The organism is Streptomyces sp. NPDC050433 (genome assembly GCF_044458565.1).
Lineage (GTDB): Bacteria > Actinomycetota > Actinomycetes > Streptomycetales > Streptomycetaceae > Streptomyces.
The window spans coordinates 116,917-141,280 of sequence record NZ_JBITIB010000017.1; the positions used below are offsets into that span (position 1 = coordinate 116,917).

Consider the following 24,364-nt stretch of genomic DNA (forward strand, 5'->3'; position numbering starts at 1 on the left):
CTCAGTCGGTGAGGTCGGCGGCGAGGAGGTCCATCAGGAGTCCGTCGTGCCAGGTCCCGTCGGGCCCCCGCTCGTAGTCCCGCATGATCCCGACGGGCCGGAAGCCCACCTTGCCGTAGCACCTGATCGCCGCCGCGTTGTCGGCGGCCGGATCTATCACGATGCGATGGTGACCGACGTCCCTGATCAGATGCCGGGCCAGGGTCCGTACGGCGTCGGTGCCCACTCCGCGGCCGTGCGCCGCGGGATCGACGTAGATGTCGATGCTCGCGTGCCGGTAGTCGTCGTCCTCCTCGGCGCCCCACTGGATCGCGCCGACGACGGCGCCGTCCACTTCGATCACCAGCGAGGTGATGTCGGGCTCGTCGAGATCCTCGGTCACGGCCGCGAGCAGGTCGTCACCACCGCGCCACGTCGCGTAGACCTCGGGCGTGGCGCGGATGGCGGCGAGTGCGGGTATGTCGTGGGGGACGGCGGGGCGCAGGATGACGAGGGCGCCCTTCAGTGTCTTGTCCATGGGAGCACGCTAGTAGATCTACCAGCGGTGGTGGATCTCCGCGCGGATACGGCGGTCGTACAGCTCGCGCACCGCGTCCAGCGTGGTCTGCGACAGCGGCAGGAGCGAGGCCGCCGCGGCATTGGCCCTTGCCTGCTCGACGGAGCGGGCACCGGGGATGACGCTGCTGACGCCGGGCTGCTGAATGATCCAGCGCAGCGCGGTCTGGGCCGGCGTGGCCCCTTCGGGGGCCAGGCCGGAGAATTCGACGGCCGCCGCGAGTCCCGTGGCGTAGTCGACGCCGGAGAAGGTCTCGCCCTGGTCGAACGCCTCGCCCTGCCGGTTGAAGCTGCGGTGGTCGTCGGCGGCGAAGACCGTGTCCTTCGCGTACCTGCCGGACAGCAGGCCGGAGGCGAGGGGGACGCGCGCGATGATGCCGACGCCCGCCTCTCGGGCGGCGGGCAGCACCTCTTCGAGCGGCTTGAGCCGGAGGGGGTTGAGGACGATCTGTACGGAGGCGACACCCGGCCTGGCGATGGCGGTCAGCGCCTCGGCGCAGGTCTCGACACTCACCGCGTAGGCCACTGTCCGCTTCTCCGCGACCAGGGTGTCGAGTGCGTCGAAGACGGCGTCGGCGGAGTAGACGGCCGTGGGCGGGCAGTGCAGTTGGACCAGGTCCAGGGTGTCGACGCCGAGGTTGGCGCGTGAACGGTCGTTCCAGGCACGGAAGTTGTCCAGGCTGTAGTTCTCGGGGCGCTGCTCGGCCCGGCGGCCCATCTTCGTCGCGACGAACACGTCGGCGTCGGGGCGGTTCTTCAGGAACCGGCCGATGAGCTGCTCGCTACGGCCGTCCCCGTAGACGTCCGCCGTGTCGAAGAAGGTGACGCCCGCTTCGAGCGCCGCGTCGAGGACGGCGAAGGCGTCGGCCTCGGCGACGTCACCCCAGTCGGCCCCCAGCTGCCATGTGCCCAGTCCGACGACGGAGGCCTCACGGCCCGTCCTGCCCAGTACGCGCTTCTCCATACGGGCGATGCTACGTCTGCCGATGCGGCTGGATCGGGCGGGGCAGCCGGGGGTGGCCGGCGTTGGACTCAGAGCTGCTGCGTGAGATTGACCGCGTTGCCGTCCGGGTCCTTGATATGGGCCACCCGCTGGCCCCAGGGCATGTCGTTGGCGGGCCCGAGCACCTGCCCGCCGAGTCCGTCGACGTGCTGGACCAGCTCGTTCACGTCGGCGACGGCGACGCTCAGCAGCATCCGCTGCGCCGTGCCGAGTTCGACGTCCGCGTCCGACACGAGCCCGAGGTCGGAGTCGCCGACCCGGAGATTGATGAAGAACGGCGGTCCTTCCTCAGGGGTACGTGAAGTCTCCACGGCGCCGAGCAGGCCCTGGTAGAACGACAGCAGCCGATCGATGGCGGGGGTGACGACGATGGTCGTGATGGTGGCGGTCATGCGTTCCTCCTGCTGATGGCCGCTGCGCCCCCGAGGGGAACGTCCGGCTCACGGGTGATCTCTTCTTGTTGACCGACGGCGGGCCCGCGACTCATCGGTCGGCGACTACGGCGCCGTGCCCACCGAGAACACCGCGCCCGACGGGTCGGTGACGGCGGCCATGCGCGCGTAGGGGGTGTCCTCGGGTTCGGTGGACGAGCCGCCGGACACCGCGGCACGCGCGGCCACGGCGTCCGTGTCGGACACGGCGAACAGCGTGCCCCACGCGGACGAGGGAACGTCGGTACTGCCGATGATCCCGCCGATCTCGTGGCCGTCGGGACGGCGCAGGAAGGTGAAGTCGAGGTCTGGCACTTCGTCGTTGCCGTCCAGCGTCAGGCCGAAGAGCGACGTGTAGAAGGCACGGGCCGGCTCGGGATCGGGGGTGATCAGGTCGTTGCGGACCAGCGAGTCGGGCTCGTTCACGATCTCACTGCCGAGCCGGGCACGGCCCTGCCACAGCCCGAACCGGGCGCCGACCGCGTCCACCGCGACGGCCGTACGGGCGTGGTCGGCCAGGTCCGCCGGCGCCTCGATCAGCCGGCCGCCCGCCTCGGTGGCGCGCCGGGCGGTGTCGTCGCAGTCGTCCGTGGCGAAGTACATGGTCCACACGGCGGCGGTCCGGTCCGGGTCCGGGACGATTCCGGCGACCGGCCGGCCGCGCAGCAGACAGAGAGTGCCGTCGGCGGCACCGGTCGGATACGGCTTGTACTCCCAGCCGAAGAGCGCCTGGTAGAAGTCGAGCGCGCCCTCGCGGTCGGGGGTCCTGAGATCGATCCAGGTGGGGGTGCCTTCGGGCTGGTTGCCGCTGAGAACGCTCATCGTCTGCTCCTTCGTCGGGCGTCGGCGCGATGACCCCAACGTAGGCACCATCCAGGACAGAAGATGTCCTGGAAACACCTGCGGATGAGCGGCGTCTACACATTCGGGCGCTCCATCATTCGGTCATGACACGCTTCCCCAGGCGCCGCCCCCTCGGCCTGACGTTTCTCGCCGTCGCCGTCGGTGCCGCGTGCACCCTCACCGGCTGCCTGCCGCCGCAGCACGACTCGGAGTCCGACGACGGGCGGTCCGTGCCGACCGTACGGCCTGCCCGGACCGCCGTACTGCTCGGTGACACGGTGCTCGTGAACCATCCCGGCGATCACGACGAGGCGATGCTGGCCATGGCGGTGACGGCCGTCGTGGACGAGGCGCGCAGGGCCGCTGCCACCGGTCCCGGCGCCGCGAAGGACGCGCGGGCCGCGGACGGCAGGAAGTGGGTCGCCGTCCTCGCCGAGGTGAGCAACGCGGGCGCGCGGCCGTACGGGCACGACGTGGCGCACAGCTTCGCCGCCGTTGACACACACGGCTACCGGCATGTGCCTCTGCCCGCTTCCGCCGATCTCACGGTGGGCCCGGTGATGAGCTGGCCCGTGCCGCTCGCCGCCGGTCGGTCGGCCCGTGGGTGGCTGGTCTTCGATCTGCCGGCGGAGGCGGTCCTGACCACCCTGGAGTTCGGCCGTACGCGGACCTCGGTCGCCTCGGCCGACTGGGCACTGTGAGGGACCACCGCCGGCCGCCGCTCGTGCCGGGCTACTCGGCCGTGAGCCCGTCGAAGTAGGCCTTCTGCGCCGGGTAGTAGTCCTCGAACACCGCCGACTGCGGGGTGCCGTCGAGAGAGGCGCGGAGCTTGTCCAGGTAGTACTCCCAGCCCGGTCCGATCTCGCCGACACCGGCCTTCGTACGGAGGTGCTGGATGAACTGGAACTCCGTGCCACCCGTGTCGGCGGCGGCTCCCTCGGCGGGCGTCGCCGACAGTCTCAGTTCCAGATTCCAGCTGCCGGCCTCGTCCACCGTCGAGACGACCAGGCGGTGCGGCGCCTCACACACGTCGATGTGCACCTCGGTCCAGGGCGTCTGTTCCTCGAAGACGAGTCGCACGCGCACCGTGCCGCCGGGAGCGCCGTCTCCCTCCCACGGGCCGAACCACAGGGCGGTGCGCGCCGACTCGGTGACCGCCGCCCACACCTCCTCGACCGGGAGGGCGAACCCTCGGGTGAGGACCAGGTCGACCCCCTCGGATGTACGCAGCAGCCTGCCGGTCGGGGCCGGGCTCGGGGTCGGGCTCGGTGCCATGGGATCTCCTCCTGCGGACTGCTGGGCGGCCGGGAGTCCCGGTCTATCACCCGGCACTGACAGTGGCCCCCGTCCGCTCCACGGTGCGAAAAGGACGACCGGAACAATGCGGGAACATTCGGTGGCGGGTAGCCGTTGAGGACAGTGAGGGTGTGGACGGAACAGTGTCCCCGGGCCCATTCAGAAATGCCCATAGGGAAGATCGTTCGGCTGAAGCCCTGTGGAGCCCATCGCCAGGAGGCGACCGCCGCCCGCACCCCGCCGAAACGGCCCCGATCGGTCTCCCCCGTCCGGTCGGGGTCTTTCCCTGTTCAGGTCTACTGTTCAGGCATGACGGCTGACTCGGACGCGCGCTCGGGCTCCGGCTCGGACTCCGACGCGGGCTCGGAGCGGTCGGGCGGTTTCGCCGCTGCGACCGGCGACGGCCCGCCGTCCCCCGTGGCGCCGGAGGTGCGCGCCGCCGAGGTCCGGGTCGCCTTCGGCGGCCTGTCGCAGATCCGCCGCCTCACCAACACCAGCACCACCACCGCTCCCGATCCCGCCGCCGTCCCGGCCGTCTGGGAGCGGAATCAGCCGGTCCGCGCCATCGCCCTGGCACTGGAGGCCGCGGGAATCCCGCCCTCCGCGGTAGACGGCGAAGGGTTGCGAACGGCAACGGGTTACCGCGTCGCCGCGGGCGAACGGGCGGGAACGGTACGGGTGGAGTGGCTCGGCCCGCACGGCAGCGGCGCGGCACAGGACGAGGAGCGCCAACTCACCGCGTGTGCCACCGTCCTGACCCCGCTGGGCTGGGAGGCGCTGCTCTACCGCGGCCCCCGCCGCCGACGCTTCCTGGAAGTGGAACCGGCACCCTGAGTCGGGCCTTCGGACTGCCTTCCCGGCCTTCCCGGCCTTCCCAGGGGCCTTCCCGCAACCACAATCCGGGGTACTCCACAGCCGTACGTAATCCGACGGTAAATTGTTCAACACTCGACCCTGTTTTATTTAAAACCGCAGGTCGGACACCGATCCGGAAATCGAATACTGTCATCTGGAAGACGCGCTTAACACCTGCCTCCCGGCTCCTTACCGTGGTCCGCACATTGACTCACAAGGCGACACGGGAGCCGGAATGCCAAGTAATGCTCTTTCCCGTCGTGCAATTCTGCAACGCAGCGCGGTGGCGGGCGGTGTCCTCTCCCTGGGGCCGCTGCTCGGCGGCGCGACCGAGGCTCTGGCGCAGTCCACCGGGGGGACGGTGGCAGCGGCCGGGAAGGACGTCTACGGACGGATCGGTGTACGGCCGCTGATCAACGGGCGCGGCACCTACACCGTCATCAGCGGTTCGCTGATGCTGCCCGAAGTGCGGGAAGCGATAGACGCGGCGGCAAGACAGTTCGTACAACTGGACGAGCTGGCCGAGGCGGTGGGCAAGCGGCTGGCGGAGATCACCAAGGCGGAACACGGGCTGGTGGCGTCCGGTTGTCATGCGGCGCTCACGCACGCCACCACGGCGTGTGTCTCGGGCGGAAACCCGGACCTGCATGTGCGGCTGCCCGATCTGACGGGCTTCCAGAAGACCGAAGTGATCATCCCCGCCCACTCGCGCAACGTGTACGAGGCCGCGGTCAGCGCGGTCGGCGTGAAGGTGGTCGAGGTGTCGACACCCGACGAACTGAAGGCGGCCATCGGCCCGCAGACCGCGCTGATCTACATCATGGCGGGGCCGAGGGTGGACGAGAGCGAACTCCCCACGAACGTCATCGCGGACATCGCCGGGCCCGAGGGCGTGCCGGTGCTCGTCGACGCCGCCGCCGAGATCCTGACCATCCCCAACGTGCATCTGGAGCGCGGCGCCGACCTCGTCGCGTACAGCGGCGGCAAGGCCATCCGCGGCCCGCAGTCGGCCGGTCTGCTGCTGGGCCGGGAGGATCTCGTACGCGCCGCGTGGGTCAGCAGCGCACCTCACCACGGCATCGGCCGTGGCTACAAGGTCGGCAAGGAAGAGGCCATGGGGATGCTGGCCGCGGTCGAGATGTGGGTCCAGCGCGACCACGACGCCGAGTTCGCGCGGTGGGAGTCCTGGCTGAAGACCATCGCCCGCCGGGTCTCCGCGATCGGGAGTGTGAAGACCGACGTCACGCAGCCGGACAGCCTGTCGAACCGCACGCCGTCGCTCTCGATCACCTGGAACGAGAAGAAGCTCGGCGTGTCGGGCAGGACCGTGATGGACACGCTGTACGGGGCCGAGCCGCGTATCGCGCTCAACACGGCCGGCAGCGACGACCCGGCGCGGACGGGCGTCTCGATCACGCCGTACATGCTCCAGCCCGGCGAGGAGAAGATCATCGCCGACGCGCTGGTCCGCATACTCACCGACCCGCCCGCACCGCCCGCTCCCCCGCGTCCGCCGTCCGTCGACGCGAGCGGCACATGGACGCTCGACATCGAGTATCTGGCGGGCAGTTCGAGTGCGCACCGGCTCGAACTCACGCAGGACGGCGCCGGGATAACCGGCACCCACACCGGTGAGTACGTGTCCAGGAAGGCGACCGGTTCGGTCAGCGGCAAGACGGTGACCGTGCGCAGCACGCTCAGCGAATCGTCCGGTGACGCACTCGACTTCACGTTCACCGGGACGCTCAACGGTGACTCGATGGGCGGCGAACTCAACATGGGTGAGTACCTGAAGGCCACATGGAAGGCCGAGCGCGGCGGCTGAGCCCCACGCCTCCGCTCCACTCTCTCAACTCTCCTCAACCCAGCAGCAATTCCATTGACGCTCCGTGCCCACGCGTGCGCGTGCGGGCACGGACGAAGGAGGACGCGTGACGAACCGCAGGGACTTCATCCGCAAGGCCCCGGTCGTGGCGGCAGTGGCCGCGACCCCGGCGCTGGCCGTCAAGGCGACCGAGGACCGCAAGCGCCACAAGCCCGAGAAGGAGATCCACTACCCGGGCGGCGGCGAGCCGCCGGAGAACCCGCTGTTCAGCCCCGTCGTCAGCTACGGCGATCTGGTCTTCATCTCGGGCATCGGCGCGCACTTCGAGGGCGACATCACCGCGCACACCGAGCATGTGCTCAACGAGGTGGAGAAGTACCTCGAAGCCGCCGGATCGTCCATGGACCGGGTGCTCAAGGTCAACGTCTATCTCAACTCCCTGGACGACTACGACGGCATGAACGCCGTCTTCCTCGGCCGCTTCGGGCCCGAGCCGGGCGTACGCACCACGATCGCCGCGCAGGCCGGCATCCCCGGCGACTCGCTCGTCGAGATCGACTGCATCGCCGTGCGATGAGTGACGCCACCGCCCGCTTCATCCGCCGCATCACCACCGCTCGTATTCCGCTTCACCGAACGAAATTGGGGTTGGCATGACACTGAGATCACGGGCCCCCTGGGCCGTGCTCCCCGCGGTTCTCACCCTCGTGGTGGGGGCATCGGCCGCCAGCAGCGCCACCGGCGGGTCCTCGGACGACCCGGCCGCGGGCTCGGACGCCTCGGCGTCCGCGGTCACCTATGACCTTCTGCTGCGGAGGGGCCATGTCATCGACCCCAAGAACAACCGTGACAAGGTCCTGGACATCGCCGTGAAGAACGGCAAGATCGCGGCGGTCGGACCGAAGATCGACCCCTCCCGCGCCGAGCGGACGGTCGACATCGAGGGGAAGTATCTGACCCCCGGTCTGATCGACATGCACACGCATCTGTTCCGGGGTCCGGAGGACGCGTACTCCAACGGCGTTCTCGGTGTGCCGCCGGACGGCTTCACCTTCCGGTCGGGGGTGACGACGGCGCTCGACACCGGGTCGGCCGGCTGGGAGAACTTCGACCTGTTCAAGAAGAACATCGTCGACACGTCCAAGACGCGCGTGCTGTCGCTGCTGAACATCGTCGGCAAGGGCATGGCCGGGGGCGACAAGGAACAGGACCTCGACAACATGGACGCGGCCGAGGCCGCGAAGGTCGCCAAGAAGTATCCGGAGATCATCCGGGGCATCAAGACGGCGCACTACGACGGCCCGTCATGGGCACCGGTGGAGCGCTCGGTGGAGGCCGGCGAGATCGCGGGCATCCCGGCGATGATCGACTTCGGGTCGGACAGCCCGGAGCGGACCATCGAGGAACTGCTCACCGAGAAGCTGCGGCCCGGCGACATCTACTCGCACGTGTACTCGGGTCTGCGCGGCGAGCTGGGCGAGGACGGCAAGCTCAACCCCGCCCTGGCGGCCGGGCGTGAGCGCGGCGTGCTCTTCGACGTGGGCCACGGCGGCGGGAGCTTCGACTGGAACGTCGCCATGGAAGGGAAGGAGGAGGGCTTCTGGCCCGACACCATCTCCACGGACCTCCATGTGACCAGCATGAACGCGGGCATGAAGGACATGTCCAACGTCATGTCCAAGTTCCTCACGATGGGTCAGCCCCTCAAGGACGTCATCGAGGAGTCCACCTGGAAGCCGGCGCAGGCCCTGGGCCGTAAGGACCTCGGCAACCTGTCCGTCGGGTCGTCGGCCGACATCGCGGTCTTCGACCTGCAGAAGGGCACGTTCGGGTACACGGACAGCTTCGGTCTGCGGGTCGACGGCAAGGAGAAGCTGGTCACGGAGCTGACGGTGCGCGCGGGTGAGGTCGTCTGGGACCTCAACGGCAGGGCGGCGAAGCCGTGGAAGCCGGGCGCCGTGGGCAACAGGACCGACACGGAGCACGCGGCCCCGTAGCCGGACCACAGGTCCCGCAGCCGGACGCCCGAGAGAACAGCCGGAGCCGCTCCCGACCGCACAGGTCGGGAGCGGCTTCAGTGGGAGCGTCAGGCCCGGAGGTCACCCGCCCGACGTACCGCGTCCGCGTTGGGGATGGGAGCCACCGCGCCGTGGCCCGTCGTCGTGAGCGCCGCCGCGATCACCGCGTAGCGCGCCGCCTCCAGCGGGGAGTCACCGTCCAGCAGCCGCGCCGCGAACGCGCCGTCGAAGGTGTCGCCCGCGCCGGTCGCGTCCGTGGGCACCACCCGGTGGGCCGGCACATGCGTGGTACGTCGTCCCTCACCGAGCAGCACCCCGTCTGCGCCCATCTTCAGGACGACGACCGCGGGCCCGCGCGCGGCGAACTCCGCGAGTACGTCGGCGGGTTCGTGCGCGCCGGTGAGCAGCCGGCCCTCGTCCAGGTTGGGCAGGACGATGTCGGCCAGCTCGGCGCTGCGCATGACGACGGCGCGGGCGCGCGCGAGGGGCCACAGGGCGGGGCGGTGGTTGGGGTCGTACGAGACGAGCGTGGAGTACGCGCGGGCGGTCTCCATCGCGTGGAAGGCCGCGTCGCAGGCGGAGGTGCTGATCGCCTGGGTGATGCCGCTGATGTGCAGCAGCCGGGCGGCGGCCACCGCCTGCTCCGGTACGTCGGCCGGAGTCAGGCGGCAGGCCGGTGAACCGGCGCGGCGGTAGGTGAAGGCGTGCTTCCCGTCGCCGTGCCGGGTGATGAAGTAGATGCCGGTCGCGCCGCCCGGTTCGGTGACGACATGAGTGGTGTCGACGCCCTCGCGTCGCCACAGCTCCGTCAGCGCCCGGCCGAACGCGTCGTCGCCGACGCGGGTGATGTAGCCGGTGCTCGCGCCCGAACGGCGGGCGGCGACAGCCATGTTGGAGGTGTCGCCGCCGAAGCCGGTGTGAAAGGCGGTGGAGGTCTCCAGCGTTCCCTCGGCGGCGGCGTTGAATTCGAGCAGGGGCTCCCCCATGGAGAGCACAGAGGGGCAGCTGGGCGGCATCGCGTCAGATCCGGTTGTACTTGGCGAGGCCGTCCCGCAGCGAGCCCGAGGACAGGATCAGCGCGGTCTGTTCCTTCTCGCGGTTCTCGATGTCCTGTGCGGTGGCGAGGACTTCACCGACGAGGTCGCGCGGTACGCGGACGACACCGTCGCGGTCGGCGACGATCAGATCCCCCGGCCGTACGGTCACTCCGCCGAGGACGACGGGCTCGTTGAGCGAGATGGTGCGGTAGCGCCCCAGGGTGGTGGCGGGTACGGCGTGTCGGGCGTACACCGGGAAGTCGGGGAAGTCCCTGCGTATCTCGGTGACATCGCGCACCCCGCCGTCCAGCACGCAGCCCGCCAGTTTCCTCGCCACCGCGCCCGCCGTCATCAGCCCGCCCCATACGGCCACGTCGGCGGCGCCCGCGTCGATGCACACCACACTGCCGGCCGGCGATTCGTCGATGGCGGCCAGCGCGTGCACCGGCGGTTCCAGCTCCGGGTCCGGCACCTCACGGACCGTCACCGCCGGTCCGGCAAGCGTCCCCGCGCCCGGTACGACCTGGTGGACCGCGCCCTCGAGATAGCCGCGGACGCCGTGCTGTTCGACGGCGTCCGCGACCGACGCGGTGGCAAGGGACCTGTAGGCCTCAAGGGTCGCTTCGGGGTAGCTGGTCATCTGGGTTCTCCAGTCTTTGTCCCGGCTTCCGGCATACGGATTCCGGGGGAACAGGTGCGGGGCAGGGCAGGGCGGGGCGGCCGGACGGGTCCGGAGGGTCGGGCCGGTGCGTCGGGCCGGTCTGTCAGGCCGGGCTCTTGGGCGCGGTGGGCGCACCCTTGACCGCCTTCTCCGGTTCGGTGCCGAGCGGCACCACGTGCTTCATGACGACGCCGTACACGAGGGCGCCGAGCAGTGACACACCGGCGGCGGTGGCGAGCGGAACGAAGTACGAGCCGCCGAAGGCGTCGAGGAGGACGCCCACCACGACGGGGCTGAGCGCACCGGCGGTGTTGGAGGCGAAGCCCTGGATACCGGCGAGCGAGCCGACGTTGGCCGGGGTCGGTGCGACATCGGCGGGCAGTGCCCACAGGCTCGACGCGGCGAAGCAGAGCGACGCCTGGGAGACGGCGAGCAGCGCGAGCGCGAGGTAGGCGCTCTCGACGAGTCCGGCGAGCACGATCACCGAGGAGAGGATCAGCCCGGTGACGATGGGGAACTTGCGCGCGTAGGTGACGCTGCGTCCCTGGTTGATCAGCCGGGTCTGCACCCAGCCGCCGGCCCACTGGGCGGGCATCGACACCAGCGCGGGGATCATGCCGAAGAAGCCGAGCTTGAGCAGGTCGAAGTCCCGCTCGTCGACCAGGTACGACGGGAACCAGGTGATGAAGAAGTACAGCACGAAGGACAGGCAGAAAAAGCCCAGGACCATGCCCCACACCGTGCGGTAGCGGAACAGTTCCTTCCAGGGCATGGCGGGCACCGCCGAACCGGTCTCGCTGGCGCCGCCCTCCCGGATGTAGGCGCGCTCCTCGGCGCCCAGCCGAGGATGGTCGTCGGGGTCGCGGTAGAACTTGAGCCAGAACGCGGTGAAGAGGAGGCCGACGACTCCGGCGGCGACGAACGAGCCGCGCCAGCCGAGCCAGGCGATCACCACGGTGGTGACGGGCAGCGCGAAGGCGGTGCCCGCCCGGCCGCCGCTGTCGAAGATCGAGGCGGCCATGCCGCGCTCGCGCACCGGGAACCAGCGCGCCACGATCTGTGAACTGGACGGGTACGCGGGCGACTCGACGGCTCCGAGCACCAGCCGTACGAGAAGCAGGACCAGGAATCCGGTCACGGCGCCGACCAGCATGGTCGCTATCGACCAGGCGGCGACGGCGACGGCCATCATCCGGCGCGGGCCGTAGCGGTCGACCAGCCAGCCGGCGCCGGGCAGGAACGCCGCGTACGTCCAGAAGAACGCGCCGAGCAGGAGCCCGGTCGCGGTCTTGGAGATGTCCAGGTCCTTGGTGATGTAGGGCAGTGCCACACCGAGATTGGCGCGGTCCATGTAGTTGATCGTGACGGCCCCGAAGGCCAGCCAGATCATGGTCCATCTGACACGTCCCGCAGGTGTGGCCGGGACTGGTGGGGTTGCGGTCATGAATGCTCCTCGAACGTGCGTCGTCCTTGCACGTGAGCAGTGGCAGGAGTCATGGGTCGCCGGGCGGGGAGGTGGGGGCTCCTGGTGGTTTCCCGGTAGTGGCGTGAGCGTATGAGCCCGTTGCGCCCTGCGTGAAGGGCGAGTTGCACATACGGATATTCGGAAAACGGATTGCGGCTCATTCGCTTCGGTGGACGGACCTTGTTGCCCGCTGTCGGCTCGCGTACAGCAAGGGGCATGCTGCGACCAGAAGTTCGTCTCGAATGGTTTGTCTCATTCCTCGGAGTCATCGACACGGGGAGTTTCAGTGCCGCCGCCGAGGCCGTTCACCGCTCCCAGCCGCGGGTGAGCATGCATGTGGCGGCGCTGGAGCGGGAGGCCGGTGTGCCGCTCTTCGACCGGAGCAAGCGGCCGGTGCGGCTGACGGAGGCGGGTGAGGTGCTCGCCGGTCACGCCCGCGCGATTCTGTACCGGCTGGGGACCGCCGAGGAGGCGATGGCCACCCGTCGTGATTCGGCCAAGGGCGTCGTGACGCTGGGGAGCTATCCGAGTGCGAGCGCCGCGTTCGTGCCCGGTCTGCTGGAGCATCTGGCGGCGAGCCGGCCGGCGATCAAGGTGGTGCTCGTCGAGCGGTCGACGCTGGAGCTGGACTCGGCGCTGTCGCACGGCGAGATAGACATCTACCTGCGGCCCATGGCCCCGCCGGTCGGTGACGCGGTGCGGCTGCGGGCGCTGTGGCAGGAGTCCCTGGCGGTCGTACTGCCGCTGGGGCACCCGCTGGACGAGTTGCCGGATCCGCTTCCGGTGGCGGCCGTCGCGGCGTATCCGCTGATCACCATCGGGCGGCTCGGCTCCCGTGACGTGGCTGGTTTTGAGACGTACCAGGTGTTCCGCGAGCATGGTTTCGAGCCGGAGGCCGTACAGGCGACGAACCAGCCGCAGACGCTCGTCTCGCTCGTCCGCAGCCGGCTCGGGGTGGGGGTGACCAACCATCTCGCGGTGTCGACGGCGGACACCAGGGATGTGACGGTACGGCGTCTGGATGCCCCGTGCGGGCGCCGGGTGGCGGTGCACTGGGATGCGAACCGGCCGCTGATTCCGGCGGCGCGTACGCTGTTGCGGGAAATCCTCTCGGCGCCCATTCCGCCCGGTACTCAGCGCCTGTCGTGATCCGCGGGGGCTCGCGGAGTAATTCGTATTCCGGAGGCGGGGTATTCGGAAAACGAATGACGGGAGTGGGGCAGGCCGGGGATATCACCGGCCCGCTTTTCCCACCGCGTTTTCACTGCCCCGTTTTCACCGGCCCGCTTTCAGCGGCCAGCTCGCGCGGTCCGTTCGCTGTCGGCGTCCTCGCCCCACGGCCACCGCGGCATGGGCAGCTTCCCCAGGACCTCGCGTACGGCCTCGACTGCGGGTGAGACGACCGGTCCGGAGCGCCACCAGGCGGCGACGGCGCGTTCGCACTGGGGGTCGGAGATGGGGACGAGTGCCACGCCCTCGGTGTTGGCGGTCGTCATGGCGAGGCTGTTGGTGACGCCGACGCCAAGTCCGTGGCGGACCAGGGAGATGAGGGTCTGGGGCTGGTTCGTCTGGGCCGCGATGACCGGGTTGAGACCGGCGTTGGCGAAGGCGAGGTTGGTCTCGTACTGGCGGGCCTGGCCCTCGCCGCTCTCGCCGATGCTGATCACCGGGAGCATCGCGGTCTGCGCGAGGCGCACGGAGCCGGTGCGCGCGAGCGGATGGTCGGCGCGGAAGACGGCGACGAGGGGTTCCCGCCAGAGCACCCGGCTGGCGACCAGGTCGGAGTTGATCAGGGGATGGAGGGGGCGTATCGCGAGATCGAGGTCGCCGCTGACGAGATCGGCGCCGAGCGCGACGCTCGGTCCCTCGCGCAGCACGAGCCGCACCTGGGGGTGGGTGATACGCAGGGCGCGTACGGCCAGCGGATAGAGGTACGAGGCCGCGCTGGGGTACGCCCCGAGTCTGACCTGTCCGGAAATCGTTCCTCCGGTGAGATCGGCCAGGACGTTGAGCCGGCGCAGGATCTCCTCGGCGTGCGGCAGCAGCCCGCGGCCCTCGGGGGTGAGGACCGCGGGCTGCACGGAGCGGTCGAGCAGGCGGGTGCCGAGCAGCCGTTCCAGCTCGGCGACATGGCTGCTGACCCTGGGTTGTGAGCGGTAGAGGGCCTTCGCCGCGGCGGAGAATCCGCCGTGGTGGGCCACGGCCACGAAGCTGGCGATCCAGTCGATCCGGTAGTGGTACACGCTCCCGATGTCCATGTGTCCCCGTCCCTTTCAGCACCTAGGTCTTACCTAGGGCAGGGAGCCTACATCGCAGGTCACGGGGGTTATAGAGGGTTTCTTCAGCGAATGAACCGATTAACGTAGTCGGCGCCGAGGCCATTTTCCGTGTAGTGGGCACGACACATGTCGATCTTTGTGAAAGTGTCCTCGTAGCCGATCTGGACGCCGTTGTCGTCGACGTAGGCCATCGCGCCGGTGATGTTGAAGAACGTGATCATCTCGTCGCAGTCCTCCGGCACGGCGAGGGTGTGGATCTCGCCCGGCGGCTCGTAGACGAAGTGTCCCGCCTCGGCGACCCAGTCGTGCTCGTAGTAGTGCCACTTGCCCTTGATGACATAGCCGAAGACGACTCCGGGGTGCCGGTGGCGCGAAACGATCCCCGCCGCCGTGACCTTGAGCAGATTGCACCACTGGCCGGTGACGGTGTTGAACATCAGCGGCCGGAACCAGACGTCGGGAGCCTGTGGCACCCAGACCCGGTCGTCGTCGGGCAGGGCGGCGACGGCGATCTCCTCCGGGACCATGGTGGACAGCGGGATGACGGGGCCTCGCGGGTCGGTCATGGTGCTCCTCCTGGGTTCGGGGGGTTCAGCGGAATCCGGGCGTTCAGCGGGGGGTTCGACGCGATGCGGCGGGTTCAGGCGGCGAGATATCCGCCGTCCACCGGGAGCACGGCTCCGGTGACGAAGCGCGCGTCCTGGCCGCAGAGGAAGGCGACGGCGCCGGCCACGTCGGCCGGCTCGCCCCAACGCCCCATCGGGGTACGGTCGATGATCCGCCGCGCCGTTTCGTCGTTGGCCCGCAGCTCGGCGGTCAGCGCCGTACGGATCCAGCCCGGTGCGACGGCGTTGACCCGGATGCCGTCGGCGGCCCAGGCGACGGCGAGTGCCTTGGTGAGCTGCGTGATGCCGCCCTTGCTGGCCGTGTAGGCCGGGACCCTGGGGCCGCCGAAGAAGCTCAGCATGGAGGCGACGTTGACGATGCAGCCGCCCGAGCGGCGCAGCAGGTCGTGCGAGGCGACGCAGGCGCGCATGGTGCCGGTGAGGTTGACGTCGACCACGCGGGCGAAGACCTCGGGGTCGTACTCACGGCCCCGGACGATCACCCCGGCCGCGTTGACGAGGACGTCGAGCCGTTCGACCCCTCCGAGGAAGTCTTCGATGTCACGGGCGTGGGTCAGGTCGATCTCGACGCGGCGCACCGAGTCGGGCAGTCGCCCGGCGGAGCCGGCGGCGTCGAGCCCGACGGCGATCACCTCGGCGCCGGCGGTGGCGAAGCGCTCGGCGACGGCCGCGCCGATGCCGCTGGTGCCACCGGTGACGACGACCGTGCGCCGGTCGCGCCCTCCGTCGTCGCCGACGGATTCCGCAAGGTGCTCCTCGCTCACTGCCATTCCCTCCGCACGGAAAGCGACGCTACGGATCCGATTCCAACAGCCGTCGTGGCGCGGGGCCTTCGATCATGCGGGAGGAGGATGACCCCCATTCGATTACGGCGGATCCTGTCCGGCCCGCGGAGCTTGCCCGGCCCGCACGCGAACCGCCCCGGACACCGTTGGGGGGAGCGGTGTCCGGGGCGGTGTCGAGGGCGAGCGCCGAGGGTCAGCCCCGGTACTGCGCCAGTACGCGGGTGAAGTCCCATGCCGCCTGGCTCACTCCGGAGCAGGTGTCGGCCCCGCCGCCGGTGCAGGGCCGGTCGCGGTTGACCGACCAGAAGGTCAGCCGGGCGAGGTGGCGCTGCTGCGCGTAGGCGAGGATCGTCCGGAAGTCGGCGACGGTGATGGTCTCGCCGACGTCGGTGACGCCGTTCATCGAGGAGATGCCGGTCTTGCGGTAGGCCTCGTCGTCGCCGTAGCCGTAGGCGTTCTTCACGGCGGTCTTCAGACCCTCGGCCGCGCGGACGGACAGTGTGCCCATGTTCTGGCCGTTGCCGCCGAAGTTGAACGGCATGATCGTCCAGCTGTCGACCATGAGGCCGGAGGAGGCCGCCCGGTTGATCAGGCTGGTGTCGGGTCCGTTCTGGCCGGTGCCGAAGGTGATGTAGATCTTGATGCCGGGGTTGTTGGCCCGGATCGTCTTGAGCGCGTCCACGGTGCGCTGCTGCACGGTGGGGCTGTCGTAGGCGGCGGCCTCGATGTCGATGTCGATCGCCTTCAGGCCGTACGCGTTGATGACCTTCTGGTACGCGGCGGCCAGCTCACCGGCGCTGCCGCAGGAACTCTCCAGCTTGTTGCCGCTCCATCCACCGAAGGAAGGGATGACGTCGCCGCCGCCCGCGCGCACGGTGTTGACGGTCTGCTGGTCCACTCCGCCGGTCAGCGGGCGGCTGCCGTCCCACTGCGGGTTGCAGTAACCGTTGCTGAGGACGAAGGCGAGGGTGAACCACCTGACGCCGGTGGCGTTCTGGACGGTGGTGGGGCTGGGCGGGCTGCCCCAGCCGTTGTAGATGTACGGCGCGACGGCCATGGGCGCGCCGCCGGGGTCGGGGTTGCCGCCCGAGGGCGCGGTCCACTTCTGGTTGGCGGCGCCGGTGCAGGTCCACAGCTGGAGCCTGGTGCCGTTGGCCGAGCTGTTGCCGGTGGCGTCCATGCACTTGTCCGCCTGGGGGTTGACGATGTCGCGCGCCGCCGAGACGGTCCACTTCTGGTTGGCGGCTCCCGTGCACGACCAGAGCTGGAGGACGGAGCCGTTCGCCGTTCCGTTGTCCTTGACGTCAAGGCACTTGCCCAGCGCGCGGATCGAGCCGTCGGAGGCGATGTCCCACTGCTGCGCGGCGCTGCTGTTGCAGTCGTACAGCTGAACGGCCGTGCCGTCGGCGGGGTTCGCGCCCGCCACGTCCACGCACTTGCCACCGAGGCCGGTGATGGTGCCGACCGCCGCGACGGCCGCGGTCGCGGGCGTCACGCTCATGGTCGAGGCCACGGCCACCAGGGGCATGGCCAGCAGTGCCAGCGGTCTGAGGACCTTCCAGGGCAGATACGAGGCGGTCATACGACGTCACCGTCCACTTCTGAGAGGCCCACCGGGCGCCCCGGTGGGCGGATCGACCTCGGGTGCCGGAGGGGCGTGGCCCGTCCGGCACCCGAGGAACAGAAACGGGTACTAGTCGCTGACGCGTACGTAGTCGACGACCAGTTGTTGCGGGAAGACCGTGCTGCCGTCGGGGTCGCCGGGCCAGTAGCCGCCGACCGCGAGGTTGAGGATCAGGAAGAACGGCTTGTTGAACACCCACTGCCGGCCGCCGAGATCGGCGGGCGTACGGGTCTGGTAGACCTGTCCGTCCACGGACCAGGTGATGGAGTCGGGTGCCCAGTCGACCGCGAAGGTGTGGAAGTTGTCCGCGAACGCCTCGCCGTTCGGCAGGCTGTAGCCGGCGCCGATGCCGCCGGAGCCCGAGTAGCCGGGGCCGTGCAGCGTGCCATGGACGGTGCTCGGCTCGAAGCCGACGTTCTCCATGATGTCGATCTCGCCGCTGTTGGGCCAGCCGACCTGACCGATGTCGCTGCCGAGCATCCAGAACGCGGGCCAGATGCCCTGGCCGCGCGGGATCTTCATGCGGGCCTCGACCCGGCCGTACGCGGAGTCGAACTTGCCGGAGGTGTTCAGCCGCGCGGAGGTGTACTCACATGTGCCGTACCAGCACTGGTAGTTGCCGGGATTCTCCTTGCGGGCGGTGATGACGAGATTGCCCTGCCCGTCGAGCCGGGCGTTGTTGTTGCCGGAGGTGTAGTACTGCCGTTCGTGGTTGTTGACGTTGTCGCCGGTCTCGATCTGCCACTTGCCTCCGTCGACGCCGGATCCGGCCGGGCCGTCGAACTCGTCGGCGAACTTCACCGCTGACGGTGCCGCGGCGGGGTGGGGGCCGGCCGCGGCGGAGGCTCCGGCGGGCACGGCGGCCACGGCTCCGGAGGTGCACAGAAGTGCGAGGGCGTACAGCGCCGTACGGCGCCGCCAGGAAATATGCACGGTCATCACATCGCTTTGCGTGGGGGGCATGCGCATGACAGGAACAGCTGGAGAGACGAAGCGCCTGCGGCGCTTATTTCAGTGCTTGATTCAAGGCAGTCACGGAGTGCCCGTCAAGGAGTTGGTATGGACCAAAAAATATCAGCACCGTGTTTTCGGCCCATCCATGTGAACGCGCGTCAGGGATCGCGCCCCCTCGCCCAACACCCGGCGCCTGCGGGCCTCTTGACCTGCACATGATGATCGCGGACCATTCACCCCAGCGTCACAGACCCTGTGGAAAGCTCCTGCGGAAACGTCACATCGGCATGATTACCGCGTGTACGGCCCCACCCGTCGGCCGTGCGCGCGGTGATCTCTTGATCGAGAGGACACCCCCACATGTCCCGTCGTCACCACCCCGCCGTGCGGCCGGTGCTGGCCCTGTGCGCCACCGCCGCGGTGCTCGCCGGCAGCGCGACCGCCGCCCCCGCCGCCACACCCCCGGCGGCCACGTCGGGAGCCACCTCCGCCACCGCCTCGGCCATGGCCGGAACCGCCGCGCTGGACGACACGTACTACCAGAACGCGCTGGGCAAGACCGGCCCCGCGCTCAAGAGCGCGCTCCACTCCATCATCAGCGACCAGACGAAGATCTCGTACAGCGCCGTCTGGGAAGCGCTCAAGGTCACCGACCAGGACCCGGCCAACTCCGCCAACGTGATCCTCCTCTACAGCGGCGCCTCGCGCGCGAAGTCGATGAACGGCGGCGACGTCGGCGACTGGAACCGCGAGCACGTATGGGCCCAGTCGCACGGCGACTTCGGTACGTCGACGGGCCCCGGCACCGACGTCCATCACCTGCGTCCGGAGGACGTACAGGTCAACGGCATCCGTGGGAACAAGGACTTCGACAACGGCGGCAGCCCGGTCAGCGGCGCGCCGGGGAACCTCACCGACAGCGACTCCTACGAGCCGCGCGACGCGGTCAAGGGCGATGTCGCCCGCATGATCCTCTACATGGCGGTCCGCTACGAGGGCAACGACTCCTTCGCGGACCTCGAACCGAACGACCGCGTCAACAACGGCTCGGCCCCCGCGATGGGACGGCTGTCCGTGCTGAAGCAGTGGAACGACGAGGACCCGCCGGACACCTTCGAGAAGCGCCGCAACGACGTGATATTCGACCAGTTCCAGCACAACCGCAACCCGTTCATCGACCACCCCGAATGGGTCGAGTCCATCTGGTGACACCCGTGGGCGGAACGGCGCGGCCTTCCCGGACGTGATCGTTCCGGATGCCAGGGTGGCCCGTGTTAACTCCAAGCGCCCCCATCGGGGAATGCTGGCCGGAGCCCCCGGGCGCGGATGACCGAGTCCGCGTCCGGGGGCTCCGGCTTGCCCTGGCGCACACCGCGGACAGCCTTCTGGAGGTCATTCGTGACACCTCCAGCGCCGGATCGTCACCGGGCCCCGACGACCCCGGTGTCAAGTCGACGCGTCAATTGCCCCGTGACGGTAGGTCACTTGTCAGCCGGTGGCATATGCCGTAAGCACCACCGGATCGAGTGTTGCCGAATCCCTTACGGCCCCTGGCAGCCTGTGCAACAGTCGTAACGGTCCACTCTTCAGACCTGGCAGCGCCACGCCCGTATCGGAGTTCGAGATGCCGTCCCATCTGTTCGCGGACCGTCCCGCCCCGCAGCCACCGGAGCGGGGCGTGGTGGAGTCACTCATCACGCGCACCCGCAGGCTGCGCGGCGACGTGGACGCGGTGCGCAGGGACACGGCGCACGGGGACACCGTCGCCGACGAGCACGACATCCGGTGGCGCTGGCACCGCGCTCTCTGCGACCTGGCGGTCCACCAACTGGACGATCTCGGCGCCCACTTGGGGCAGCTCAGGAACGGGCTGCCGGACGGCGACGCCGATTCGCCGGCCGCGGTGACGAGGGGCGACACCATGGCCACCACGGCGGCCACGGAGGCCGACGACGAGACCCGTTCGCTGCAGAGCCGGGTCGGCAGCGCCGAATGGAATCTGCTCACCGACGAGGTCATCTGGTCCCCGGAGCTGTACGAGATCTTCGGCCGCCCGGTCGCGAAGGGCCCGATGACCCTGGACGAGCTGCCGTCCGTGATGCTCGCCGAGGACCAGGGCCTGCTCCAGACAGTGGTGACCGAATGCCTGGTCGACGGCAAGCCCATCGACAGCGAGTTCCGCATCGTCAGGACCGACCGGAGCGTCCGCACGCTGCACATGATGGGCGAACCCGTGCTCGACTCCGACGGCTGTACCGCCTCGATGTGGGCGGTGCTGCGGGACGTCAGCGAGTTACGCCGCAGCCAGCGTGCCGTCCACAAGTCCGGTGACACATTACGTCGCCGCGAGCAGAGCGTCAGGACCGAGCGGCGGATCGTGGCCGAGTTGCAGGAGGCCGTGCTGCCGTCGTGGCGCGGGTCCCTCCAGTGCCCGCAGAGCCGGCCGGGCACCCTGGATCTGGCGGGCCACTATCTGCCGGCCACCGGCGGCGGACTCATCGGCGGCGACTGGTTCGACGCGCTGAAACTCCCCGACGGGAACACCCTGTTGACGGTCGGCGACCTCACCGGCCACGGTGTGACGGCCGCCTCCACGATGGCGATGATCCTCGGCGCCCTGCGCGGCATGGCGGTGGCGGGCGTCGAGCCCGGCACGTTGATGGGCCATCTCAACCAGCTGCTGGACACGGCCGAGCAGCCCGCGCTCGGCAGCGCCGTCTGCTGCCGCTACCGCACCGAGACCCGAACCCTCGTCTGGGCGCAGGCGGGCCACCCCGCCCCGCTGCTGTTCCGCGACGGGACGGGGCGCGCGCTGACTCAGCTGGACGGCGTCCTGCTCGGCGCGACGTCGGGCGCCGCGTACGAACAGGCCGAGATCCAGCTGCTGCCCGGTGATCTGCTGGTGCTGCACACCGGAAGGCTGACCGACCGGACCGGGGTGGACCGGCTTCTGGCGCTCGGACCCCGACTGACCGGAGCACGCGACGCGCAGGACTCTGTCAGGACGGTCGTCGAGGAGTTCGGCGAGACCGGACGCGAGGACGACGCCTGTGTGTTGGTGGCAAGGATCGGCGCGGCGCGTTAGGCGCAGCCGCCTTTGAGGACCCTTTCTTGAGGACCTTCGAAAGTTCTCGGCCTAGATCTCCGAACTCCTCGGATTCGTCGTGGTGTTCGGCAGCACTGCGTCGATCTCCTCGCGCAGCTCCTGGATCGTCGAGTGCGCCGCGTACTGACCGGTCAGCCGGTACATCTCGCGCAGCCGGTCCCAGGTGCGGTGCGACGAGGTCTCGCCCATCGACACCAGCGCCAACCGCGCGTAGCGGTCGGCCTGTTCGGGATCGTCCGCGATGAAGCAGGCCGATGCCAGCGAGAGATAGTCGAAGATCATCGAACGCTGACGGCCGTTCTGGCGCAGATCGATCGCCCGCTTGGCATGCCGTTGAGCTATGGCCGCCGCCGCGGGCTCATGGTCGGCGAGCGTACGGTAGGCCAGCGCCTCCATGCCGTGCAGATCCGCCTCGTCGAACATCTGCATCCAACTCGGCGGTGGCACATCGCCCTTGTCCGAGACGAACAGCTGCTCCGCCTCACCCAGGGTCCGCCGCATGGCCTGGCCGCGCCCCAGCGACGCCTGTGCCCAGGCCTCGATCGTGCAGAGCATCGCGCGGGTACGGGGCAGCACCTCGTCCCCGGAACCGGACTTGGCCAGCTTCATCAGATCCAGCGCCTCGTCCGGGCGCCCCAGATGAACCATCTGGCGTGCCGCCCTGGACAGGGCCTCACCCGCGCGCGGACGGTCGCCACCCTCGCGTGCCGCGTGGGTGGCGATCACGAAGTACTTCTGGGCGGTGGGTTCGAGGCCGATGTCGTGCGACATCCAGCCGGCGAGCACCGCCAGGTTGGCAGCGACACCCCACAGACGGCGCTGGAGATGGGGAGGGTGGCGGTACGAGAGCATGCCGCCCACCTCGTTGAGCTGGCCCACCACCGCCTTGCGCTGGAGGCCGCCACCACGGGCGGCGTCCCAGGCGCGGAACACATCGACGGAGTGCTCCAGCGCGTCGATCTCCTGCGACCCGATGGGGGCGGCCTCGTAGCGGTCGTACCCGGCGGGTTCGGCGTGGAGGGGTTCGGTGCCGCGGGGGGCGTCGGCGGTCAGTGCGGGGTCGGAGTGCAGCCAGTCGTACATGGAACTGCTGAGTGCGGTGCCTGCGGTGAGCACGGCGCCCGCGCCCACCAAGCCGCGTCGGTTGAGCATGAGGTCCATTCCCGTGAATTCGGTGAGGACCGAAGCCGTCCGGTCGGGCGCCCAAGGCAGGCCGTCGGGATTCGATGCGCTCCCGGCGTCCCGTCGTCTCCCCGCGCGTCCGTGTCGTACGAACCCGAGGTCCTCGATGGTCACGACACGGCCGAGCCGCTCGGTGAACAGAGACGCCATCACCCTCGGTACCGGATCGCGGGGGATCTCCCCCATCTCGATCCAGCGTCTGACCCGCGAGGTGTCGGTGGCCAGCTGCGGGTGGCCCATGGCCGCCGCATGTCTGTTCACCAGCCGCGCGAGTTCGCCCTTGGACCAGCCGGCCAGGCCGAACAGGTCCGACAGGCGGGCGTTGGGTTCTCCGGTCACGTCAAGCCCCCAGGTTCTCGGCTGAGTTGACAGTAACCCTCCGTCAACCTTCAGTCAGATGCCTGGCGACTATTCGCCAGGCTTCGCCAGGGTGCGCCACATGGTGTGCCACCCGTGGCCGGGTGTCGTGTAGGAACGCGCCACCCCGTCCCGGCGGTCCGACACATTCCCCAGGGTGCGGAACGACCGCCGGGACGGGCGGCGCGGGTAATTCGTCGGTCCACGAAGGGATCCGTTCGCCCATGTACACAGCGTCGTCGTACACAGCATCGTCCTCCGTGACCGCCCCGCCCCGGCAGCAGCGGCCACCCGCGGCCGGCGGTGGACCGTATCTCGACCCCACCCACGCCGGCCGGACCAGGCGCTGGACGGCGGCGCCCAACGGGCCGCTCGGCGGCAGACTGGACCTGTCGGGCGCCCAGGGCGCGCAGTTGAAGATGGCCATCGCCTCGGTGCACCGGATCTGCCCGGAGTTCAACCCCGTGCAGGTGCTGCGGCGCAGTGGCCGCTCGGTGCTGCTGGTCGGGACGACCGGGCGGACGACAGCGGTGGCCAAGTGCTTATTGGACCAGTCACCGGCGTGGGCCGAGAGCTTCCGGCACGAGATAGCCACATATCGCTCGTTCGTGCGCCACCGCCCGCCGGTGCGGGTCCCCCGGCTGATCGCCGCCGATCCCGACAACTGCACGCTGGTCGTCGAGCGGATGCCCGGACGTGCCGCCGCCCTGGCGCGCCATCCGGCCGAGGCTCCTCCGCGCGCCGACGTCCGGGCCGTGCTGGGCGCCGTGACCCGGCTCAACACCTGGCGTCCGCCGGGCGACATGTTCGCCGCCGGTCTCGACTACGCCCGGCGGATCACCCGCTATCACGAGTTGGGGCTCTTCACCGACCGGGATCTGGGGGATCTGCAGAATCTGATGCGCGGTCTGGGCCGGCCGGGCACACGGCAGTTCTGCCACGGTGACGCGCTGCTCTCCAACATGCTGCTGTCGCCCGCCGGGGCGGTGCTCGTGGACTGGGAGCACGCGGGCTGGTATCTGCCCGGCTACGACCTGGCGACGCTGTGGATGGTGCTCGGCAACAACACGGCCGCGCGCACGCAGATCAGCAAGCTGGCGCAGATGACGGGTACGGCGGACCGTGACGCGTTCCTGGTCAATCTGATGCTGGTGCTGACGACGGAGATCCGTAAGTACGAGACCCAGGTGCAGCGCACCATGCGCGAGGCGCCTCCCGTCGGCGGGGCGAACCAGCCTCAGCCGGGGGCGCCGAGCGGCGAGGAACAGCGGCTGCTGCTACGGCGGTTGCACGAGGACTGCGCCATGGCCCGCCGAGCCGTGCGCGCCGCGGTCGGGACCCGCTGATCCCCGGCCCCGTCCCACGCCCGGTCCGTCGCCCCCTCCACAGGCCGGGCGCGGAGAGCGGCGCGTCGCGCGCCCGGTGCCGACACACCGGGCGTGCGACGCGCGTATTCGCTGGC

23 protein-coding genes are annotated in these 24,364 nt (G+C 69.7%); 9 read left to right on the forward strand and 14 right to left on the reverse strand.

Going from position 1 to position 24,364, the window contains the following annotated elements; genetic code table 11:
• Position 1: 1 nt before the first annotated feature.
• The 4 genes from ACIBLA_RS21845 to ACIBLA_RS21860 form a co-directional block, all read right to left on the reverse strand.
• The gene (locus ACIBLA_RS21845; protein WP_363244885.1) at positions 2 to 517 is read right to left on the reverse strand and encodes a GNAT family protein; all 516 of its coding nucleotides are present in this window, start codon (positions 515 to 517) and stop codon (positions 2 to 4) included.
• Positions 518 to 535: 18 nt separating this feature from the next.
• Complete coding sequence (locus tag ACIBLA_RS21850) at positions 536 to 1,519, reverse strand: aldo/keto reductase (RefSeq protein WP_363244886.1); 984 nt, start codon at positions 1,517 to 1,519, stop codon at positions 536 to 538.
• 68 nt (positions 1,520 to 1,587) lie between these two features.
• Positions 1,588 to 1,950 (reverse strand): VOC family protein, encoded by a 363-nt coding sequence (locus tag ACIBLA_RS21855; RefSeq protein ID WP_399199518.1) that lies wholly within the window; start codon positions 1,948 to 1,950, stop codon positions 1,588 to 1,590.
• 105 nt (positions 1,951 to 2,055) lie between these two features.
• Complete coding sequence (locus tag ACIBLA_RS21860) at positions 2,056 to 2,811, reverse strand: VOC family protein (protein WP_363244888.1); 756 nt, start codon at positions 2,809 to 2,811, stop codon at positions 2,056 to 2,058.
• A 125-nt stretch (positions 2,812 to 2,936) separates the two neighbouring features.
• Between ACIBLA_RS21860 and ACIBLA_RS21865 the strand changes: the two genes are divergently transcribed.
• A complete protein-coding gene (locus ACIBLA_RS21865; RefSeq protein WP_399199519.1) occupies positions 2,937 to 3,533 on the forward strand; it encodes a hypothetical protein in 597 nt (198 codons plus the stop codon).
• 31 nt (positions 3,534 to 3,564) lie between these two features.
• Here the strand turns inward: ACIBLA_RS21865 and ACIBLA_RS21870 are convergent, their stop codons facing one another.
• The gene (locus ACIBLA_RS21870) at positions 3,565 to 4,107 is read right to left on the reverse strand and encodes an SRPBCC family protein (RefSeq protein WP_363244890.1); all 543 of its coding nucleotides are present in this window, start codon (positions 4,105 to 4,107) and stop codon (positions 3,565 to 3,567) included.
• A 330-nt stretch (positions 4,108 to 4,437) separates the two neighbouring features.
• Here ACIBLA_RS21870 and ACIBLA_RS21875 point away from each other — a divergent pair, with 330 nt between their 5' ends.
• The 4 genes from ACIBLA_RS21875 to ACIBLA_RS21890 all read left to right on the forward strand — a co-directional run bounded on the left by ACIBLA_RS21875 (position 4,438) and on the right by ACIBLA_RS21890 (position 8,805).
• Positions 4,438 to 4,962: a hypothetical protein gene (locus ACIBLA_RS21875; protein ID WP_363244891.1), complete on the forward strand. Its 525-nt coding sequence runs from the start codon at positions 4,438 to 4,440 to the stop codon at positions 4,960 to 4,962.
• 304 nt (positions 4,963 to 5,266) lie between these two features.
• Positions 5,267 to 6,808 (forward strand): aminotransferase class V-fold PLP-dependent enzyme, encoded by a 1,542-nt coding sequence (locus tag ACIBLA_RS21880; RefSeq protein WP_363244892.1) that lies wholly within the window; start codon positions 5,267 to 5,269, stop codon positions 6,806 to 6,808.
• A 106-nt stretch (positions 6,809 to 6,914) separates the two neighbouring features.
• Positions 6,915 to 7,385: a RidA family protein gene (locus ACIBLA_RS21885; protein WP_329391702.1), complete on the forward strand. Its 471-nt coding sequence runs from the start codon at positions 6,915 to 6,917 to the stop codon at positions 7,383 to 7,385.
• A 76-nt stretch (positions 7,386 to 7,461) separates the two neighbouring features.
• Positions 7,462 to 8,805 carry an amidohydrolase/deacetylase family metallohydrolase gene (locus ACIBLA_RS21890; RefSeq protein WP_399199521.1) on the forward strand — a complete coding sequence of 448 codons (1,344 nt, stop codon included), beginning with the start codon at positions 7,462 to 7,464 and terminating at the stop codon, positions 8,803 to 8,805.
• 89 nt (positions 8,806 to 8,894) lie between these two features.
• On the opposite strand, the gene ACIBLA_RS21895 is transcribed toward ACIBLA_RS21890, so the two are convergent.
• The 3 genes from ACIBLA_RS21895 to ACIBLA_RS21905 form a co-directional block, all read right to left on the reverse strand.
• Positions 8,895 to 9,812 carry a sugar kinase gene (locus tag ACIBLA_RS21895; protein ID WP_399199522.1) on the reverse strand — a complete coding sequence of 306 codons (918 nt, stop codon included), beginning with the start codon at positions 9,810 to 9,812 and terminating at the stop codon, positions 8,895 to 8,897.
• Positions 9,813 to 9,846: 34 nt separating this feature from the next.
• Positions 9,847 to 10,503 (reverse strand): RraA family protein, encoded by a 657-nt coding sequence (locus ACIBLA_RS21900; protein WP_363244895.1) that lies wholly within the window; start codon positions 10,501 to 10,503, stop codon positions 9,847 to 9,849.
• 124 nt (positions 10,504 to 10,627) lie between these two features.
• Complete coding sequence (locus tag ACIBLA_RS21905; protein WP_363244896.1) at positions 10,628 to 11,968, reverse strand: MFS transporter; 1,341 nt, start codon at positions 11,966 to 11,968, stop codon at positions 10,628 to 10,630.
• Positions 11,969 to 12,205: 237 nt separating this feature from the next.
• Here ACIBLA_RS21905 and ACIBLA_RS21910 point away from each other — a divergent pair, with 237 nt between their 5' ends.
• Positions 12,206 to 13,138 carry a LysR family transcriptional regulator gene (locus ACIBLA_RS21910; protein WP_399199523.1) on the forward strand — a complete coding sequence of 311 codons (933 nt, stop codon included), beginning with the start codon at positions 12,206 to 12,208 and terminating at the stop codon, positions 13,136 to 13,138.
• A 140-nt stretch (positions 13,139 to 13,278) separates the two neighbouring features.
• On the opposite strand, the gene ACIBLA_RS21915 is transcribed toward ACIBLA_RS21910, so the two are convergent.
• From ACIBLA_RS21915 to ACIBLA_RS21935, 5 genes are all read right to left on the reverse strand, one after another.
• The gene (locus ACIBLA_RS21915; protein ID WP_363244898.1) at positions 13,279 to 14,247 is read right to left on the reverse strand and encodes a LysR family transcriptional regulator; all 969 of its coding nucleotides are present in this window, start codon (positions 14,245 to 14,247) and stop codon (positions 13,279 to 13,281) included.
• Positions 14,248 to 14,330: 83 nt separating this feature from the next.
• Positions 14,331 to 14,834 (reverse strand): 2,4'-dihydroxyacetophenone dioxygenase family protein, encoded by a 504-nt coding sequence (locus ACIBLA_RS21920; RefSeq protein WP_363244899.1) that lies wholly within the window; start codon positions 14,832 to 14,834, stop codon positions 14,331 to 14,333.
• Between the two features lie 74 nt (positions 14,835 to 14,908).
• Positions 14,909 to 15,658: an SDR family NAD(P)-dependent oxidoreductase gene (locus tag ACIBLA_RS21925; protein WP_399199524.1), complete on the reverse strand. Its 750-nt coding sequence runs from the start codon at positions 15,656 to 15,658 to the stop codon at positions 14,909 to 14,911.
• Positions 15,659 to 15,872: 214 nt separating this feature from the next.
• A complete protein-coding gene (locus tag ACIBLA_RS21930) occupies positions 15,873 to 17,207 on the reverse strand; it encodes a ricin-type beta-trefoil lectin domain protein (RefSeq protein ID WP_399199545.1) in 1,335 nt (444 codons plus the stop codon).
• A 165-nt stretch (positions 17,208 to 17,372) separates the two neighbouring features.
• Positions 17,373 to 18,272 carry a family 16 glycosylhydrolase gene (locus ACIBLA_RS21935; RefSeq protein ID WP_399199525.1) on the reverse strand — a complete coding sequence of 300 codons (900 nt, stop codon included), beginning with the start codon at positions 18,270 to 18,272 and terminating at the stop codon, positions 17,373 to 17,375.
• Positions 18,273 to 18,617: 345 nt separating this feature from the next.
• On the opposite strand from ACIBLA_RS21935, the gene ACIBLA_RS21940 reads away from it, so the two are divergent.
• The gene (locus ACIBLA_RS21940) at positions 18,618 to 19,466 is read left to right on the forward strand and encodes an endonuclease (protein ID WP_363244903.1); all 849 of its coding nucleotides are present in this window, start codon (positions 18,618 to 18,620) and stop codon (positions 19,464 to 19,466) included.
• Between the two features lie 415 nt (positions 19,467 to 19,881).
• Positions 19,882 to 21,342: a PP2C family protein-serine/threonine phosphatase gene (locus ACIBLA_RS21945; RefSeq protein WP_399199526.1), complete on the forward strand. Its 1,461-nt coding sequence runs from the start codon at positions 19,882 to 19,884 to the stop codon at positions 21,340 to 21,342.
• Between the two features lie 51 nt (positions 21,343 to 21,393).
• Here ACIBLA_RS21945 and ACIBLA_RS21950 read toward each other — a convergent pair whose 3' ends face one another.
• On the reverse strand, positions 21,394 to 22,884 hold the full coding sequence (locus ACIBLA_RS21950) for a hypothetical protein (protein ID WP_363244905.1): 1,491 nt from the start codon (positions 22,882 to 22,884) through the stop codon (positions 21,394 to 21,396).
• A gap of 242 nt (positions 22,885 to 23,126) precedes the next feature.
• Between ACIBLA_RS21950 and ACIBLA_RS21955 the strand changes: the two genes are divergently transcribed.
• Positions 23,127 to 24,248, forward strand: a complete 1,122-nt coding sequence (locus ACIBLA_RS21955) for an aminoglycoside phosphotransferase family protein (RefSeq protein ID WP_399199527.1) — start codon at positions 23,127 to 23,129, stop codon at positions 24,246 to 24,248.
• Positions 24,249 to 24,364 lie beyond the last annotated feature (116 nt).